Source organism: Algivirga pacifica (assembly GCF_039543525.1).
In the GTDB taxonomy this organism is placed as follows: domain Bacteria; phylum Bacteroidota; class Bacteroidia; order Cytophagales; family Flammeovirgaceae; genus Algivirga; species Algivirga pacifica.
The window spans coordinates 23,246-40,681 of the sequence record NZ_BAABJX010000018.1 but is presented as its reverse complement, the minus strand read 5'-3'; the positions used below and the strand labels follow the sequence as shown (position 1 = coordinate 40,681).

At 38.7% G+C, this 17,436-nt stretch carries 16 protein-coding genes; 5 read left to right on the top strand and 11 right to left on the bottom strand.

The genetic code is table 11. The annotated features are described in order from the left end of the window. Window positions 1–44 precede the first annotated feature (44 nt). On the bottom strand, window positions 45–3,386 hold the full coding sequence (mfd, locus tag ABD985_RS05145; protein WP_345369767.1) for a transcription-repair coupling factor: 3,342 nt from the start codon (window positions 3,384–3,386) through the stop codon (window positions 45–47). Window positions 3,387–3,935: 549 nt separating this feature from the next. Between mfd and ABD985_RS05140 the strand changes: the two genes are divergently transcribed. Together ABD985_RS05140 and ABD985_RS05135 are read left to right on the top strand one after the other, a co-directional pair. After that, window positions 3,936–4,919: an NAD(P)H-dependent flavin oxidoreductase gene (locus ABD985_RS05140; protein WP_345369766.1), complete on the top strand. Its 984-nt coding sequence runs from the start codon at window positions 3,936–3,938 to the stop codon at window positions 4,917–4,919. A 360-nt stretch (window positions 4,920–5,279) separates the two neighbouring features. Further along, entirely contained in the window at window positions 5,280–6,380 is a 1,101-nt protein-coding gene (locus ABD985_RS05135) for a vWA domain-containing protein (RefSeq protein ID WP_345369764.1), read from the top strand. Window positions 6,381–6,473: 93 nt separating this feature from the next. On the opposite strand, the gene ABD985_RS05130 is transcribed toward ABD985_RS05135, so the two are convergent. The 10 genes from ABD985_RS05130 to ABD985_RS05085 form a co-directional block, all read right to left on the bottom strand. Continuing rightward, complete coding sequence (locus ABD985_RS05130) at window positions 6,474–7,391, bottom strand: lysophospholipid acyltransferase family protein (RefSeq protein WP_345369763.1); 918 nt, start codon at window positions 7,389–7,391, stop codon at window positions 6,474–6,476. Window positions 7,392–7,533: 142 nt separating this feature from the next. Further along, complete coding sequence (locus ABD985_RS05125; protein WP_345369762.1) at window positions 7,534–7,953, bottom strand: secondary thiamine-phosphate synthase enzyme YjbQ; 420 nt, start codon at window positions 7,951–7,953, stop codon at window positions 7,534–7,536. Window positions 7,954–8,146: 193 nt separating this feature from the next. Continuing rightward, entirely contained in the window at window positions 8,147–8,848 is a 702-nt protein-coding gene (locus tag ABD985_RS05120; protein WP_345369760.1) for a response regulator transcription factor, read from the bottom strand. Next, window positions 8,835–10,436 (bottom strand): sensor histidine kinase, encoded by a 1,602-nt coding sequence (locus tag ABD985_RS05115; RefSeq protein WP_345369758.1) that lies wholly within the window; start codon window positions 10,434–10,436, stop codon window positions 8,835–8,837. Before ABD985_RS05115 ends, ABD985_RS05120 begins: the two co-directional genes overlap by 14 nt. A gap of 353 nt (window positions 10,437–10,789) precedes the next feature. Further along, entirely contained in the window at window positions 10,790–11,710 is a 921-nt protein-coding gene (locus tag ABD985_RS05110; protein WP_345369756.1) for a MerR family transcriptional regulator, read from the bottom strand. A gap of 258 nt (window positions 11,711–11,968) precedes the next feature. Beyond that, window positions 11,969–12,460 (bottom strand): YcxB family protein, encoded by a 492-nt coding sequence (locus tag ABD985_RS05105; RefSeq protein ID WP_345369754.1) that lies wholly within the window; start codon window positions 12,458–12,460, stop codon window positions 11,969–11,971. Between the two features lie 52 nt (window positions 12,461–12,512). Continuing rightward, entirely contained in the window at window positions 12,513–13,370 is an 858-nt protein-coding gene (gene nadC, locus ABD985_RS05100; protein ID WP_345369752.1) for a carboxylating nicotinate-nucleotide diphosphorylase, read from the bottom strand. A 180-nt stretch (window positions 13,371–13,550) separates the two neighbouring features. Continuing rightward, complete coding sequence (locus ABD985_RS05095) at window positions 13,551–13,955, bottom strand: DUF4783 domain-containing protein (protein WP_345369750.1); 405 nt, start codon at window positions 13,953–13,955, stop codon at window positions 13,551–13,553. A gap of 160 nt (window positions 13,956–14,115) precedes the next feature. Beyond that, a complete protein-coding gene (gene recR / locus ABD985_RS05090; protein ID WP_345369748.1) occupies window positions 14,116–14,721 on the bottom strand; it encodes a recombination mediator RecR in 606 nt (201 codons plus the stop codon). 66 nt (window positions 14,722–14,787) lie between these two features. Continuing rightward, a complete protein-coding gene (locus ABD985_RS05085; protein WP_345369747.1) occupies window positions 14,788–15,111 on the bottom strand; it encodes an ATP-dependent Clp protease adaptor ClpS in 324 nt (107 codons plus the stop codon). 376 nt (window positions 15,112–15,487) lie between these two features. On the opposite strand from ABD985_RS05085, the gene ABD985_RS05080 reads away from it, so the two are divergent. The 3 genes from ABD985_RS05080 (at window position 15,488) to ABD985_RS05070 (ending at window position 17,236) form a co-directional block, all read left to right on the top strand. Beyond that, window positions 15,488–15,796, top strand: coding sequence for a hypothetical protein (locus ABD985_RS05080; protein WP_345369746.1), 309 nt, complete (start codon window positions 15,488–15,490; stop codon window positions 15,794–15,796). 14 nt (window positions 15,797–15,810) lie between these two features. Beyond that, window positions 15,811–15,954 carry a hypothetical protein gene (locus ABD985_RS05075; RefSeq protein WP_345369744.1) on the top strand — a complete coding sequence of 48 codons (144 nt, stop codon included), beginning with the start codon at window positions 15,811–15,813 and terminating at the stop codon, window positions 15,952–15,954. 118 nt (window positions 15,955–16,072) lie between these two features. Further along, the gene (locus tag ABD985_RS05070; protein WP_345369742.1) at window positions 16,073–17,236 is read left to right on the top strand and encodes an ABC transporter permease; all 1,164 of its coding nucleotides are present in this window, start codon (window positions 16,073–16,075) and stop codon (window positions 17,234–17,236) included. The last annotated feature ends 200 nt before the right edge of the window (window positions 17,237–17,436 follow it).

Below are 17,436 nucleotides of genomic sequence, written 5' to 3'. Positions count from 1 at the left end.
AACAAAGCGAATTGATTTTTAAGATATTTCTTGATAAGATTTCATTATTTGATCTGATTTAGACATTGTATGGCCTGATCTACTGATAATATCTCATCAATTACGATTATTAAACGTTTTTTTGTCTCTTTCATTATACATTGACGAGAATGTTTTTGTACAAAAGCCAATACCTTCCCAAAAGTTTCTGATTGATAATAGGATTCATGCTTACTTTCCACCAAGTAAATCTTAAGTGTATCTTGTTTCAGCATCAGTTTTTCCATTCCCAATTTCTCTGCCACCCATCGTAAACGAACTGTACGAAGCAAGTCTTCTACCGGTTCTGGTAAAGGTCCAAAACGATCTTTCAAAGATTGCGTAAACTTTTGCAGTGCCTTTTCGTCCTTAAGTTTATCGGCAGCCATATATAAATTTAGTCGCTCAGAGATATTACTGACATATTCCTCCGGAATAAGAATCTCAAAGTCTGTTTCAATACTGCAACTGACATTAAGTTCCTTTACCTCCAGTTCTTTGGAGAATAAAGCCCTGAACTCATCTTGCTTCAGTTCCTCCACTGCTTCTTCTAGCACTTTATTATAAGCATCAAATCCAAGATCTGTAATAAAACCAGATTGCTCTCCTCCCAGTAAGTTTCCTGCCCCCCGAATATCCAGATCTTTCATTGCTACTTTAAAACCATCTCCCAAGTCAGAGAACTGTTCTAATGTACTCAAACGTTTACGGGCTTCTGCCGAAAGGTTAATCATCGGAGGAGTAAGCATATAACAATAAGCTTTTCGATTGGAACGACCTACCCTCCCTCTCATCTGATGTAAATCCGATAGCCCAAACATATGTGCGCGGTTAATAATAATAGTATTCGCACTTGGTACATCTAGCCCTGCCTCAATAATATTGGTAGAAACCAACACATCGTATTCTCCCTCAATAAACTTCATCATGATTTTCTCCAAACGGGCGCCCTCCATCTGTCCATGTGCCATCGCTACCCGGGCATCTGGTACTAACTCCAATATACGGTTAGCCATATGTTCAATATCACTCACCCTATTGTGAACAAAAAATACCTGTCCCCCTCTCGATAACTCAAAATCTATTGCATCTCGTACCATTGTCTCTTCATACGTCGATAGTATAGTAGATACCGGCTGACGGTTTGGTGGTGGTGTAGAGATTACCGATAAGTCTCTGGCTCCCATAAGAGAAAAGTGTAAAGTACGGGGTATAGGCGTTGCTGTAAGTGTCAATACATCTACATTGACCTTCAACTCTTTAATTTTATCTTTTGTCTTTACTCCAAATTTCTGTTCCTCATCAATAATGAGAAGTCCCAGGTCTTTATATTCAAATGCCTTACTCGTAATCTTATGTGTTCCAATCAGAATATCGATCTTCCCTTCTTTCAAACGATTCGCAATATCCTTGATCTGCTTAGCACTTTTAAAGCGATTGACAAACTCTACATTACATGGCAACCCATTCAAGCGATTCATAAAAGTATGATAATGCTGTACTGCCAAAATCGTAGTAGGTACCAACACAGCGACCTGCTTACTATCACACACTGCCTTAAATGCCGCCCTGATCGCAATCTCTGTCTTTCCAAAACCTACATCTCCACAAACCAAGCGATCCATCGGATAACTCTTTTCCATATCTTCTTTGACCTGCGCTGTAGACTTCGCTTGATCTGGAGTGTCTTCATAAAGAAAAGAAGACTCCAACTCTACTTGCAAATAATTATCTGGAGAGAATGCATATCCCTTAGATGCCCTTCGCTTGGCATATAGCTTGATCAACTCCCTGGCGATATCTTTTACTCGCTTTTTAGCCTTTGACTTCTTCTTTTCCCATTCAGGAGACCCTAGTTTACTTACCATAGGTGTCCTTCCTTCTTGCCCTGTATACTTCGAGATTTTGTGTAAGGCGTGCAAACTCACTGTCACAATATCGTCATCCCTAAAAATAAGACGTACCGACTCTTGCTCCTGTCCATTCACCTCTACTTTCTGCAATCCTCCAAATCGACCAATTCCGTAATCAATATGTGTTACATAATCTCCTATATTCAGTGATTGCAGCTCTTTTAAGGTCAATGCGCCAGAAGTAGAAAACCTTGCCCTGCTCTTGGCTTTATGAAAGCGCTCAAAAATCTGATGATCCGTATAACACGCCAATCCCATTTGCTCATCCAAAAAACCTCCTCTCAATCCCAACTGTAACTCCTTCAAGTGAAGACTATCATCCACTTCCTCAAAGATACTATGCAAACGGTTCAACTGACGAGGAGACTCAGAGAGCAAGACATTCTGATAGCCTTTTGCTTCATTTGCGGCCAACGTATCTCCCAATAGATTGAAATCCTTATTAAAAGAAGGTTGAGCGCTAGCTTGTACTTCAATCGCTTTATCTGCAGTCAAGTAAAAACGATTACCAAACTCTACCTTCGAATAATTATCAAGATATTCCTTCCAGTTCTCCACCTGCTCAAATAACTCTTCTGGGCGGAGCATGATCTGTGTTTGCTTGGTTGCTTCTACAATCTCATCAAACTGTTCTACTGCTGATATATAATACTTATCTATCGTATCTTGTATCAACTGTACATCTTTCATCCAAACGATCGTATCTTTTGGCAAGAAACGGAAGAAGGATTCTCTAATTTCTTCTAGTAACTTTGTTTGTACATCCGGAACAATAGGCGCTTGCTCACAGCTGTCTTTGGACAACTGAGTAAGTGGATCAAACGTACGAATTGTATCAATCTCCTTCCCGAAAAGCTCTATCCGAAACGGAAAGTCATTGGCATAAGAGTAGATATCTACAATTCCTCCACGAACTGCAAACTGCCCCGGCTCATAAACAAAATCTACTTTTTCAAACTCATACTCTATCAGCATTTCGGTAATAAACTCCGGATCTAAGGTTTCTCCCACCTTAGCGGTATAAGTATTCTCCAGTAAAGAGCGTTGATTAATAACCTTTTCGGTCAAAGCCTCAGGATAGGTTACCAACAACACGCCCTTATCCCCTCTATCATTCATTCGGTTCAATACTTCTGCCCGTTGCAGAATGTTCGCATTATCAACCTCAACAAACTGATAAGGCTTTTTATAAGAAGTAGGAAAAAATAGGATCTCATGATCAGGTAATAGTCCCTGCAAGTCATTGAAGAAGTAATCAGCTTCCTCCTTATCATGTAGAATCAGCATTTGTGTTCTTGAGGTTTCCAAAAAAAGTGTAGAAACAAAAAGCGCATCCAAACTACCCGCCAACCCCTTCAGGTGAAACGTTCCTTTATCTTTTCTTCGAATCTCTTCCATCAACAGTTGTAGTCCTGTTGATTGTCTATATCCTGCCAATAGTTGTTCTATTGTCATTCGGCTATGATTCTCTGAAGTGCTCACTACTAATCTGTTTATTCCTTAAAAATTACGATGTATTGTATGAATGCCTAAATGAGTTTGAAAAAGGCATTTAATACCAAAACAATTTTACAGGATAAAGTTATTGGTTTTTATTCATTTCGACTTGATTAATTTTTGATTGCTGTTCCATTAGATGGGATGATAACTAGGGATACCCCGACAGTTGAGGCGGCTTGCGCCGCTGGTTGAGTGGTACTGCGTGCCGTTGAGTAGCCCTTTGGGCTGTTGAGAAAGAACAGTACTGCAAAATCTCAACAGTCCGAAGGACTACTCAACGGAGCGAAGCTCCACTCAACCAGCGGCGCAAGTCGCCTCAACAAAGCCATTTGGTAGTATGACGGTTAATTATTCAAACTTAATCACGCTACGACCAGTACCTCACCAACGGGCGACCACAAGGGTCGCCCCTGTGGTGTTTTCCAAAGAATCAATTGAAAAATACCTCAAAAACAATATATTGCTTTAAATGAATATTTATTCAAGATAAACACCAACCAACACATGCAAGAAATCAAAACTACCTTAACCGAGATGCTTGGCATCAAGTATCCTATTATTATGGCACCTATGTTTCTGGTGTCTAACGAGGCTATGCTCAAAGCTGCAGCCCGCAATGGCATTACGGGTGCAGTTCCAGCCTTAAATTACCGCACAGATGAAGCTTTCCGTGCTGCCATCAAGGATATCAAAGACAGTGTTGATGGCCCGATGGGAGTCAACCTGATTGTGAACAAGTCCAATGTGCGTATGGAAGAACAGCTCAAAACCTGTGTAGAGCTTAAAGTCGATTATATTATCACCTCTTTGGGAAGCCCCAGAAAAGTAATCGAAGCTTGTAAGCCACATGGCATTAAAGTCTTCTGTGATGTGGTAGACATCACCTATGCCAAAAAGGTAGAAGAATTGGGGGCTGATGCTGTCATCGCTGTGAACAAAGAAGCTGGAGGGCATGCAGGACCAACTCCAGCCCATGAGTTAATTCCTGAGTTAGTCAAAGCTTGTACTATCCCTGTTATTTCTGCAGGAGGAGTAGGGAATGGTGCACAGTTACGTGAAAAATTGGACTTAGGTGCTTGCGGTATCTCTATGGGAAGCCCCTTCATTGCAACCTTTGAGTCAGCTGTATCAGAAGAATACAAGCAAGCCTGTGTACAATATGGTGCCGAGGATATTGTAATGACTACAAAATTATCCGGTACCCCTTGTACGGTAATCAAGACGCCTTATGTTGAAAAGATAGGTACACAACAAAACTTTATGGAGCGTCTTCTTAACAAGAATAAAAAGCTTAAGAAGTTCGTCAAGATGCTTACGTTCTATAAAGGCATGAAACTTCTGGAAAAAGCAGCATTTAGTAGTACTTATAAATCAGTTTGGTGCGCTGGTCCTTCTATTGAATATGTGAACGAAATACGTTCTGTAGAGGATGTTGTTAAACGCCTTATTCAGGAATACGAGGAAGCAACTGCTACAAAATCGGTCTGATCACTAACAATACTACTCTCCTTTGGGTTAAGTGATAGAAGCTCTGTTCATAATGTTTAACTGAGCTTCGCTCGTTCATAATGTTTAGTTGAGTTTGTTGAGGCTGCTTACGCAGCTTATTGAGTTTCAACTTCGGTGACTTGATATTTTCTTTATCTCTATTTTAGAGCCATAAAAATGACTCTTTGCATTACAATTAGATAGAATAGGAGTGAAGCTCCAATACTCACCCTAAAAAACTCAACTCACCGAAGGTGAAATTCAACGAGCACAGCTCAACTAAACATTATGAACGAGCGAAGCTCAATTAAACATCATGAACAACTCGTTACTGTAAATCCCTAAAGTTCCTTATTCGTTATGCTTGGCTACCGATTCCAGAAATACATTCCAAATCCAAAAGAAGGAAAAACACCCTTTGAAAACTTAATGGATGTTTTTCAGCAACTCTTGACCATCACTTCGGGAGATGTCTCAGAAGCCTTGCAATGGCTGACTGAACTGGACAAACAATACGACCTTACCAATAATGACTATGGTATTGGTGATTTTATCGAAGACCTGAAAAGCAAGGGGTATATCAAGGAAGATCCCGCCACCGGTAATTTTGCGATGACAGCCAAAAGTGAACAAAGCATACGAAAAAGTGCTTTGGAGGAAATCTTTGGTAAACTGAAAAAGTCCCGCAATAAAGGAAATCACAAGACTCCTTATATAGGTCAAGGAGAAGAATTCACTTCTGAAATACGAAACTTTCAATTTGGAGACTCCCTGGATCAGATTTCCATGACGGAGTCCATTAAGAATGCTCAGGTCAATCATGGGATTGGTGATTTTACCCTGACAGAAGATGACCTTAGAATCAGAGAACAGGAGTTTAAAGCCCAAACCTCAACGGTCCTGATGATTGATATCTCTCACTCTATGATTCTATATGGAGAAGATCGTATCACCCCTGCAAAAAAAGTGGCGATGGCCCTTGCGGAGTTAATCACTACCAAGTACAAAAAGGACACCTTGGATATTATTGTTTTTGGAAACGATGCATGGCAGATTGAGATCAAAGACCTTCCTTATCTTCAAGTAGGTCCATACCATACCAATACCGTAGCTGGGCTAGAACTAGCGATGGATATTTTGAGGAGACGGAAAAATCCCAACAAACAGATTTTTATGATTACAGATGGAAAGCCTACCTGTATTAAGGAGGGGATTAACTACTATAAAAATAGCTTTGGGATAGATCAGAAGATTCTGAATAAAACACTAACGCTAGCTGCCCAATGTCGTAGATTACGTATTCCTGTTACGACTTTTATGATTGCTACTGATCCTTACCTGCAAGCATTTGTAAGAGAGTTTACGGAAGTCAATCAGGGAAAAGCTTACTATAGTAGCTTGAAAGGATTAGGGGATTTGATCTTTGAGGACTTTCAAAAAAACAGAAAGAAAAAACTCTGATTTAATTTTCAATGATTAATTTTCAATTTTCAATTGATGGTTATTTCAATTAGAATATTAAGTCATCATTGAAAATTGAAAATTAATAATTATCTACTGTTCTCCCTCAGGACGTGTTTTCCAACGCTCGTGCATCCAGATCCATTGCTCCGGCGCGTCGCGAATAAACTCTTCCAATGAGTTGGATAGGATCTGCGTATTACTTACCAAGTCGGCTTCTGTATCTCCAGTATCCACCAATTCCAATTTTGGTTTAATCGTCAAGAGATGGGTATCATCTTTCATTCGCTTGATTCCCATTGGAATTACTGCAGCTCCCGTTCTACTCGCTAATACGGTCGCTCCTACTGGTGTAGATGCTTTTTTGCCATAGAAATCCACAAATACGTTCTGTACTTTTTGTGTATCCTGATCAATTAGCAAAAAGACGATTTCACCATTCTTAAGGGCTTTAATCAACTTTATGGTATTTTGTCCACGTTGGATATACTTAGCTCCTTTCAGCGTACGGTTTCCTACCAAAAGCTCATTCAAGCGAGGATCTTTCAAGGCTGTTCCTACAATATTAATAGGGTATCCCAGCTCAAAAGGGAATGTCCCTACCATCTCAAAAGCTCCCAGATGGGCTGTCAGTCCAACCACTCCATTTCCTTCCTTATAAGCTTGCTCAAGATGCTCCAACCCTTCTACCTTAACAATCTTCTGATAGTCTTCCAGATTATTAATGGTACGGTATCTTATAATATCTACGGCATTCTTACCGATATTTATCCAGCTGTTTTTAGCCATTTGTCTAATTTCTTCCTCAGACTTCTCTGCTCCATAAGCCATCGTCAAATGCTTGATCGTTTTGGCTCTCTCTTTAGACATGATATGGTATACCATACTTCCCAAAGCTCCCCCAAAACGGATCATCAGTTTTCTAGGGGTCTTACAAGCAACCCAGATCAAATTCTTTACTGCAAAGTAGATAAAATCATACTTCAGCTTCTTAAAACCCTTTCTCTTCATGTGGTTGAATAAATAATTAAATGCATACACCAAAAGGCCTTGGTCCTAAATCATTAGGAAGGTGCAAAGATACTGATTTGTTTTTTGAAAGACTAGTGGACAATTAACAGTGGACAGTGAGCGATAAACCGTGAGTATTTTATTATTGGCCCATTATCGTGATCACTAAGGTTCTACTTCCTCCGTGATTACGATGTTCGCACAAATAAATTCCTTGCCAGGTACCTAAGTTAAAGCGTCCATTGGTAATAGGTACAGACACACTACTTCCCATCATAGAGCTTTTGATATGCGCAGGCATATCATCGGCTCCTTCATAGGTATGCTCAAAATAAGGTGTATTTTCAGGGACCATCTTATTCAAATGCTTTTCAAAGTCGGAGCGTACTGTAGGGTCTGCATTTTCATTTAAGGTGAGTGAAGCCGAGGTGTGTTTAATAAAGATATGTGCCATCCCTATTTTCAAACCTTTCATTTCCAATATTGCTTCTTCTAGCTCATTGGTAATGATATGCATTCCTCTTGGATAGGGTCTTAGGCGAATAGTCGTTTGATAATACATGAGGCTTTTCTTTACAATGGTTGAATCGTTGAATCGTTGAATTGAGCTTCGCTCGTTGATTCGAGTTGAACTGTTGATTGATATATTTATACTCATACAACAGTTCAACTCGAATCACACGCCATGTAATGGTCACCGAAGGTGAAACTCAACGAGCGAAGCTCAATTCAACGATTCAACCTTGACTCTAATCTTAGTTAAGCTCTACTAGCTTAAAGCCTTGTCCATGTACATTGACAATTTTCAAAGACTCATCTGCTTTCAAGAACTTACGTAGTTTGGTGATATATACATCCATACTTCTTGAGTTGAAGTAGTTGTCATCTAACCAAATCTTATTCAATGCCTCAGAGCGGTCCATTACCTCATTCTTATGAATGGCCAACAAACGTAGCAGAGCGGCCTCTTTTGAAGTTAATCGCTGTTCTGTATCCTCTTCTGTATTTTTCAACTTTTGCGCATTGAAATCGAAGACAAACTTTCCGACCTCAAATACCGTCTGTTTTTCCTTATCGTTATTAGCCTTTTTGGAACGACGTAGAATGGCTTGTATTCTAGCCAACAACTCCTCCATACTGAATGGCTTCGTCATATAATCATCAGCTCCTACCTCAAAACCTTTTAAGGTATCTTCCTTAAGCGATTTTGCCGTTAGGAAAAAGATTGGAATATCTACATCTGACTTACGGATGCGTTCTGCCAATGTAAAACCATCAATCTTAGGCATCATCACATCAAAAATACACATATCAAAATCTCCCTCCTGATATGCTTTCAATCCTTCTTCTCCGTCTTTTCTATGGGTTACGTTAAATCCTTTTACTTCCAGGTACTCGGAAAGCAACATACCTAGGTTAGGATCATCCTCTACAAGTAATAGTTTAATCTTCTCCATGTTCGAATGGTAAATATATAGTGAATGTACTTCCTTTATTTACTTTACTTTTAACCTCTATGGTTCCATTATGTGCTTGCACAATGCCTTTGACGTAGCTTAATCCTAAGCCAAAACCTTTCACATTGTGAATATTACCTGTAGGAACTCGGTAAAACTTATCAAAGATCTTATCAATCGATTCTTTAGGAATCCCTTGACCTCTGTCTTCTATAATAATCTTAATTCCCTTTTTTCTCAGATCATTCTCCGTCTTGATCCTAATTTCCGGCACTTCTGGGGAATATTTATTCGCATTATCTAACAGGTTATAAATAATATTGGATAAATGTACCTCATCTGCTACAATAACCGAATTCTTAGCCTTTAATTCTTTGACCAAAGTTCCCTCTCTACTCTCTACCTGTATCATCGTGTTCTTAACCGCCTTGTTGATCAGTTTGTGCACATCGGTCTCTACAAGCTTTAACTTTGCCTTTTCTTTCTCAAGTTTAGCGATCTGCAATACTTTCTCTACCTGAGTAGCCAGACGATTATTTTCATCCTTAATCACGTTCAGGTAGCGATTATGAATAGAAGGCATTTTTTGGACATCAGGATCCAATAAAGCCTCACATGCCAAAGAAACCGTTGAGATTGGAGTCTTAAGTTCGTGAGTCATATTACTAATAAAGTCATTAGTAATATCTGAGATTCTTTTCTGCTTAATAATGGTCATTACCGCAAAAACAAAAGAAAAAATCGTCAACAGAATAAATACCATGGACGAAATCAGCACTGCCCACATCTTTCTCAAGATATATCGATCTTCCTGAGGAAACTCGATATACAACATGTTTTCTCGGTCAAACAGTCCTTCTGGAAACAGTACTACATGATATTGAGAACCAAGGACATTTTTTACTTTACTTGAATCACTAGCATAAACAATAGAGGACAACTCTCCCTTGGAATGTTTCACGACAAAATCATACGGAATTTGTATTCCTCTATGACTCATCTCTTGCTTTAATAAGGAATCCAAAGTAGCATAAGGCATACGCTCCTGCAGACTCAATTCTTCCATCATTGCCATCTTGTGCATCAACAGATCTAATAGTTCTCGCTTCTGCTCTACTTTGGTTAGAAAAGAGATGGCTTCACTACGAATACTCTTTGTAGAATCCGGCAAAAGACTTCCGAAGTTGTGGATATCCCCTTTAAGTTCCAATGGAGAATTTTCCAATCCATCAAGGGCTGTTCTTTTAGCAAAACCCGAACGTTGTATAATCACTCCTTCTTCTACTTGAAAAGCCATTCCCTCTTTACGAAGACTTGCAGAACTGAATGTACTTGTGATACTCAAGCGCTGTTCTTCTTTCCAACGGGCATTTCCCAAAGAGTCAAAGTTGACCGATAATACTTTATCTGATAGATTGACTCGATTGATCTGCTCTTGTGCCAAGTAAAACTCATAGTTCTCCAGACGCTTGACGACCGTAGACAGCATATCATTTACTTCCTGCCTAAAATTATCCTTCCTTACCCTTACCGCCTCATTCACCCAATAAAACTGAAGAATAATCAGTCCTACCATAGCGGTACTCATCAGCGAAATAATGATTATGAGATTTTTCTTCGTTTTGCCCATATTACTTTCCTAAAACCTATTACAATTGGGTGTTCACTAACAAAATTCTACGGGTTATAGTACTGTTTATTGCTTATCGCTTATTGTTTATAAACGATCACGATACATGATACCCGCAAATAGATCGTATCATATTATGCACCTATTCTGCTATATACACCTTAGCTATTTCCCTTATAACAGCCCTCATCTCAAAAAAGGACCAGATAAAAATAAATAAATCCTATCTCCCAAGAACAGGAAATAGGATTTTTATAAGTTCTATTTAACAAAATATAATCTCTAGGAAGAGAATTAAAGCTTTATTAAGATTAGAATGTCTGATTTTCAACTGCTTTTTCTTTATAAGCATTATCTTCTTCCACAAAATCAATCAAGGAGAAAAAGTTTGGAACCAAGAATACATTATTATTCCCTTCTAGCTCTTGTCCCACGACCTGATATCCAGAAATAATCATCCCTGCGTCTGGAAACTCCTGAGATAGCTCATTGATATAGTTCTGCGCACAGTCAATATCGGGAGATGCCGTCAAGGCCGTACACAAATAATCAGTCTTATAAATTTCGTAAGCCTTTTTGATATCTTCTAGCGGAAGATTCTGTCCTAAATAAATTACTTTATTCCCCCTTTTCTTAATTAGGTATACGGCAAACATGATTCCGATCTCATGCCACTCCCCTTCAGGAAGGAATAATAAGTACTTATTGTAGTTAGGGTTAACTGTTGCCACTTGTCCATCAATAGCAACTATGATTTTCTGTCGAATAAGATTAGAAATAAAATGCTCTTGACATGGGTTGATGGCATCGGTTTGCCAAAGGAATCCTACCCTTGCTAAAAACGGGAAAACCACCTTAAACATGGTCTCTTCGAACCCTATTTGCAGTACATTCGTTGAAATGATCTTTTCAAAACGTTCCTCATCCAAGTCAATCATCGCCATGGCCAATCCATTGATCTGGTCTTGGTAGTTTTCTCGTTTCCCCAATACTTTTAATACTGCTTCATGAATCTCATCTTTACTCATCGTAGCAATTTTCGAGATTTTGAAGCCATTATTGTTCAGTAGGGCGACATTGAGCATATACTTCAAATCCTCGGAGTCATAATAACGAATATTAGTATTCGTACGCTTAGGGGTAATGATCTGGTAACGTTGTTCCCAAACCCTAATCGTATGAGCCTTAATGCCCGTCATGTGCTCCAAATCTTTTATAGAATATGTATTCATCGCTTAGTTAATCTTTATAATTCTAACTGCTGCCCTGCCAAAATGTTATAAAAAATAAATCAGGTGCAATGTTATTACTCATAGTAGTTTTTCATGTTTAGAAACATACTGTCTTAGAGAAATGTTTTAAGATATTTTAAAAGTATTTACAAAAAGTCCACTTACAGGTGTCATTCCATAAAAAATGGTATAAAGTCTCTTGTAATAATACAAAATACCCTATACCATTTCTCTATTCTCTAAAATCCTTTATAGCGTTTATTTCGCTTTTTCAGGAAGGAATCCTTTTCTTCTTAAAACTGCCTCTACAAATCTGATATCATTGTCAGACTTGAAGATTCTAAATGGCCAGTACATCACATGTCCTCTGGAAACCACCAATACAAAAGCGTCTTTTTCTCTTTTCACTTTCTGTATTTGATCCCATTTTAAAGGCATACCCTCTCTAGGGTTTAACTTGATCAATACCTGACGGCTATCGATTTCATAAGACAGTTTCTCAAAAAGAATCTTACTTTGCTCCATTTGAGCTGCCCCAGCAAATTGGATTGACCAAAATAAAAGGTAAAGAATACTGGCTGTTGCTGCAATCCCCACACACCACCAAAGTGCCGCAGACCATACTATAGGAATCAACAAGATCGCTGCAGGAATAAACCATACCCACCATTGCTCTTTCAATACATTAGCCAAGGCTAATCTGATATACGTCTGGGTATCCAGCTGATATTTTTTCGTTTTAACAATCATCGTTCAAAAAAATTTGTCTTTTATTTATTTTCAAACTCTCTCACATTAATCACTAATATGCTTTCAAACTAATATCTAAGCTACGGCTAGAGTGAGTCAATGCACCAACAGATATATAATCAACACCACATTTCGCTACTTCAGCGATATTTCCTTCATGAATTCCTCCAGAAGCTTCAGTTTCCACCTTTCCGTTGATCAATTGAACCGCATCTTTCATCTCCTCCGTACTCATGTTGTCCAGCATGATTCTACTGATCCCATCCACAGACAGCGCTTCTTTCACCTCGTCTAGATTACGTGTTTCTACTTCAATTGGTAACGACCTTCCTGTCTCTTCCAAATAACGTAGTGTATCCTGAACGGCAGCAGTAATTCCTCCAGCATAATCGATATGGTTATCCTTCAGCATAATCATATCATACAACCCGAAGCGATGGTTTTTTCCACCTCCAATAAAAACGGCCCATTTCTCCATAATACGGAAGTTAGGTGTTGTTTTTCGGGTATCTAATAAGGCTGCTCCTGTTCCTTCCAAAAGATTGGTCAGCTTACGCGTATGTGTAGCAATACCACTCATACGTTGCATACAGTTCAACAGCAGGCGTTCTGCGGTCAAAATGGACTGAGCACTTCCTTCCACCAGCATTGCAATATCCCCGTATTTGACTTCTGTCCCGTCTTCTATAAGGATATTTACCTGAACGGAAGGATCCACACGATGAAGAATTTTTTCTGCCATTTCGATACCGGCCAATATACCGGAATCCTTGATGATCAATCGAGCTTTCTCTACCTTATTTGCCGGTACAGATGCCAATGATGAATGATCACCATCGCCTACATCTTCTTTCAAAGCCAAGTCAATAAATTGATTGACTGCTTCCTCTGTTAAGTATTCTGGTTTCACGGATGGAAAAATAAAAAGACACACTAAAGGGTGTCTCTAATTTTGTTAATACAAAAACTATCTGTTACAGACGACCTTAATGAAGGAGCCTCCTGAAAGGCCTACCCCTCAAAATACTATCCCCAACGCCATCAGCGTTTTGAAAGCACAAAGGTATATTATTTTTTTAAACTTACCCACTTAGTGAGAGCGTCCAAAATCGAACTCCTTGATTTTTACTTTATTTTGAGAGACATCTAAGACGATATACATCATTATTCTCCCCTTTTGATGTTGATAAATCCCCATCACAAATGCAGTTTGCTCATCATATAATCCTTTTTTGAGAACCTTAAATACACCTTGAGGATATTGCTTGAAAAAACTAGATAACTGTACTGCAGCCTCTTCCGGAGTCATACTTGCACGTTGGTTCCCCATATGAATATCAACCACCTCTGCCATGTGAGGAACAATAACCTTAGGTGATTTATTCTGAAAAGCAAGATTAATATCATCCAGAAACAAATTATTGACTTCAGTATTTTGAGCCTCTAGTGATGAAGAAATAGGCAATAAGAAAATAAGTAGAAGTAATGGTTTCATTGAGGGTTATTTTACGTCGGTTTTTAATTTTTAGGCTTAGAGCTTGTTTGATACATTCTCTAAAAAAGAAAATGTGATCAGTTTACTTCGAAAAATAAACTATCACACCTTTAAATACCACAAATTTCACACCATTATACCCTATTTTCAAATAAGGTTCTTATTGACGATAAGAAACTCTTTCCTGTATACTTCGACTCAATGTCAGTTCATCAATATACTCCAATTCGCCTCCCACAGGAATTCCTCTCGCAATAGTGGTTATTTTTACGGGAAGTTCCTTAAGCTTTCGCGTAATGTAAAAGGCAGTGGTATCTGCCTCCATAGAAGCATTCAATGCAAAAATAACTTCCTGAACACCTTCTTGCTTAATCCTTTCAATCAGTGCTGGAATATTTAGTTCCTCTGGACCTATACCTTCAAGAGGAGATATTACTCCACCCAAAATGTGATATACTCCATGATAAGTTGTTGTACTTTCTATCGCCATCACATCCGTGATTCCTTCCACAATGCAAAGTACTGTCTTATCTCTACTTGGAGAAGCACATACTTGACAAAGTGTTTCTTCTGCAATATTACCACAACGCTGACAATAGCGTATTTTTTCACGAAGGTTTAGTAAAGCCGCTGATAACTTCTTCACCTCCTCAGTTTCTTGTTTCAATAGAAAAAACACCAACCTCAAGGCTGTTTTCTTTCCTATACCCGGCAACTTTGCAATCTCCTGCACTGCCTCTTCTATAAGTTTGGATGGATAGTTCAAGATCTGTAATTATTAATACCTGTCTACACAGGCCCATTTCTACGTTGCTTCTCTACTCCGCTATGCTTACAGTACTTCTGCTGAAATCCCTCGATTGCAAATCGCATTACGCATCGGAGCCAATTCATCAAATGTCCCTGTTTTCACAGCACATTTACCATTGTAATGGATAATCCAAGTACACTGTTCTGCCTGATGAGGACTATGCTCACAAACTTCAATCAAGGCGCTGATCACATGCTCAAAAGTATTCACATCATCATTAAAAACAACGAGCTCTCTATTCAACTCTTCATCAACACTAACCTCTTCTGACTCTAATACTTCAAGATCTTCTTGTGTATGCATTAACATGACTTCTAAATTATAATGGCAAATTGTTTCTATCATATCATCGATATACTAATCTCCCAATAGAAAAGAAATAAATTAAGTACAACGATGGCATGTACTAGGGTATGTAGATCGATCAATCTAAGCAATACCCAAATATTTCATAATAGTTCTACTTATTTTAGTCCAAATATACAAATTTTTCAAGCCAAAAAACGATGATTTAGTCAATTAGGGCTTTAAGTATGAAACCGATAAGGGAATTACTATCTCTATCTACCCTCTTGTTTTTTTCTATTCGTCTATGTTAAACTATGTTTCAAAAAACAAAGTTTCATAATATTATGTAAACTCAGTTATATTCGCACACCTGTACCATTGAAATAATGGGCTACTGTTCGAGTAAAAGGATACTATAATTTCATACACCAACATGAATTATTCATTTAAATTATCCACCCTATTTTTATCCTATATAGGTCTCTTAAGCATCTTCCTTTTAGGAAGTGTACTTTTTCAATTGCTGGAGAATAAGGATGAAATTTACACGCAAGAAAAAGCAATCGCTCGTCGCTTTTTACTGACGGATTTTTGCTTCTCTACAGAATCTCGCCACACTAGGCATATCAGTATGCCTGAATGGATTGCGCCATTCCAAGACTTCCCTGCTTACCACGAACACTTCCCTTCTTCCTCTTTTTTCAAACCAAACCTTGTTCCCGTTCAAGAGGATAAACCGTAAAGAAAGGGAGCCCCTTGTGGTCATCCAAGAGAAAGGAGAAAGGAGAAAGGAGAAAGGAGAAAGGAGAAAGGAGAAAGGAGAAAGGAGAAAGGAGAAAGGAGAAAGGAGAAAGGAGAAAGGAGAAAGGAGAAAGGAGAAAGGAGAAAGGAGAAAATTAAATCCCCTTTTACCTTATACCTATTACTTTTTACTTTTTTTCTCGTGTCCGGGCGACCACAAAGGACACCCATCCTTCATCCTTCAACATATATTATAGTCAACCAGAATCCCCAGCTTATGCTTAAAACATTATACCTTTTAGAATATGCCTTACGCTCTTTAGTGAGGAAATGGAAAAAATATGTTGCCCTCGTTAGCATCTACGCTATCGTTGTCGCTTTTTTTAGCTCTGTCATTTTCTTTACGTCTGCGTTGAATCGAGAAACTCAAACAGTACTGTCTGACTTACCAGAGATCTGGGTACAAAAGCTGGCAGGAGGCCGACTGGTTCCTATAGAGGAATCCTTTTTAAACGAAGTTTCTTCAGAGATCAGAGGGATTAAAAAAATTGCTCCTCGTATTTGGGGTTATAACTATGATGTAGCTACAGGGGCTGTACTTACCCTTATGGGAAGTAATGCCTCCCTACAAGACCTTGCTCTCTTAAATACACAAACTACAGAATTACGAAAAGGGGAAGCACTCTGTGGAACAGGCCTTTTGGAAATTCGAGAACTGTATGAAGGCGACCGCTTTACCCTACAAGATAGTCATGGAGAATTACAATCATTCGATATCAAAGGAAGCTTTAGCGCCAAATCTGATCTGTTAACCAAAGATCTATTGATTCTTCATCCAGACGACGCACGTATTATGCTAGGCCTATCACCGAAACAGGTCACTGACATTGGTATTGAAGTCTACAACCCAGAAGAAACTGACAACATTGCCAAAAAGATTGATATGGCTTACAGTGGTATCCGAGTCGTTACCCGAGACCAATTAAAAGCTACCTATGAAGCCTTATTCAGCTGGAGAGGAGGTATCTTTATTTATGGAGGAATTATTTCCTTACTCGCCTTTCTTATTCTGGCTTGGGAAAGAATGGCCGGTCTAGGCAATGAAGAGCAAAAAGAATTGGGAATTCTTAAAGGAATTGGTTGGGAAATTACCGATGTATTATGGGTCAAACTTTGGGAAGGAATCATTATATCCCTTACGGCCGCCCTAAGCGGAATCTTACTCGCTTTAGTCCATGTCTATATCTTTCAGGCTCCTCTACTCAAGCCCTTCCTCATTGGTTGGTCTATGATGTATCCGGCCTATGACCTTCATTTTTCACTTCAAATGGGAGATCTTGCTATTATACTAAGCGTAGCCATTATTCCTTATCTTAGTGCTACCATCATCCCTGCCTGGAAAGGAGCAATTACTGATCCGGCAGACATCATGAATGGATAGCTTTTGTTCATGGTGTTTAATTGAGCTTCGCTCGTTCATAGTGTTTAGTTGAGTACTTTGTTCATATCACCACGTGATGTATGTTAATTGAACTTAACTTATTAAAAATAGTAAAAAATCATTTTAATCCACTGAAAGCAACGATTTCAAAAAAACTCAACTAAACATTATGAACGAGCGAAGCTCAATTAAACACCATG

Excerpts from the sequence above, each read along its gene's own strand:
- ABD985_RS05125 (WP_345369762.1), bottom strand. The coding sequence starts at position 7,953 with ATGTATTATCAAACGACTATTCGCCTAAGACCCTATCCAAGAGGAATG.
- ABD985_RS05140 (WP_345369766.1), top strand. The coding sequence starts at position 3,936 with ATGCAAGAAATCAAAACTACCTTAACCGAGATGCTTGGCATCAAGTAT.
- ABD985_RS05135 (WP_345369764.1), top strand. The coding sequence starts at position 5,280 with ATGCTTGGCTACCGATTCCAGAAATACATTCCAAATCCAAAAGAAGGA.
- ABD985_RS05080 (WP_345369746.1), top strand. The coding sequence starts at position 15,488 with ATGAATTATTCATTTAAATTATCCACCCTATTTTTATCCTATATAGGT.
- mfd (WP_345369767.1), bottom strand. The coding sequence starts at position 3,386 with ATGACAATAGAACAACTATTGGCAGGATATAGACAATCAACAGGACTA.
- ABD985_RS05095 (WP_345369750.1), bottom strand. The coding sequence starts at position 13,955 with ATGAAACCATTACTTCTACTTATTTTCTTATTGCCTATTTCTTCATCA.
- ABD985_RS05105 (WP_345369754.1), bottom strand. The coding sequence starts at position 12,460 with ATGATTGTTAAAACGAAAAAATATCAGCTGGATACCCAGACGTATATC.
- ABD985_RS05070 (WP_345369742.1), top strand. The coding sequence starts at position 16,073 with ATGCTTAAAACATTATACCTTTTAGAATATGCCTTACGCTCTTTAGTG.
- ABD985_RS05115 (WP_345369758.1), bottom strand. The coding sequence starts at position 10,436 with ATGAGTACCGCTATGGTAGGACTGATTATTCTTCAGTTTTATTGGGTG.
- ABD985_RS05110 (WP_345369756.1), bottom strand. The coding sequence starts at position 11,710 with ATGAATACATATTCTATAAAAGATTTGGAGCACATGACGGGCATTAAG.
- ABD985_RS05085 (WP_345369747.1), bottom strand. The coding sequence starts at position 15,111 with ATGATAGAAACAATTTGCCATTATAATTTAGAAGTCATGTTAATGCAT.
- ABD985_RS05120 (WP_345369760.1), bottom strand. The coding sequence starts at position 8,848 with ATGGAGAAGATTAAACTATTACTTGTAGAGGATGATCCTAACCTAGGT.
- ABD985_RS05130 (WP_345369763.1), bottom strand. The coding sequence starts at position 7,391 with ATGAAGAGAAAGGGTTTTAAGAAGCTGAAGTATGATTTTATCTACTTT.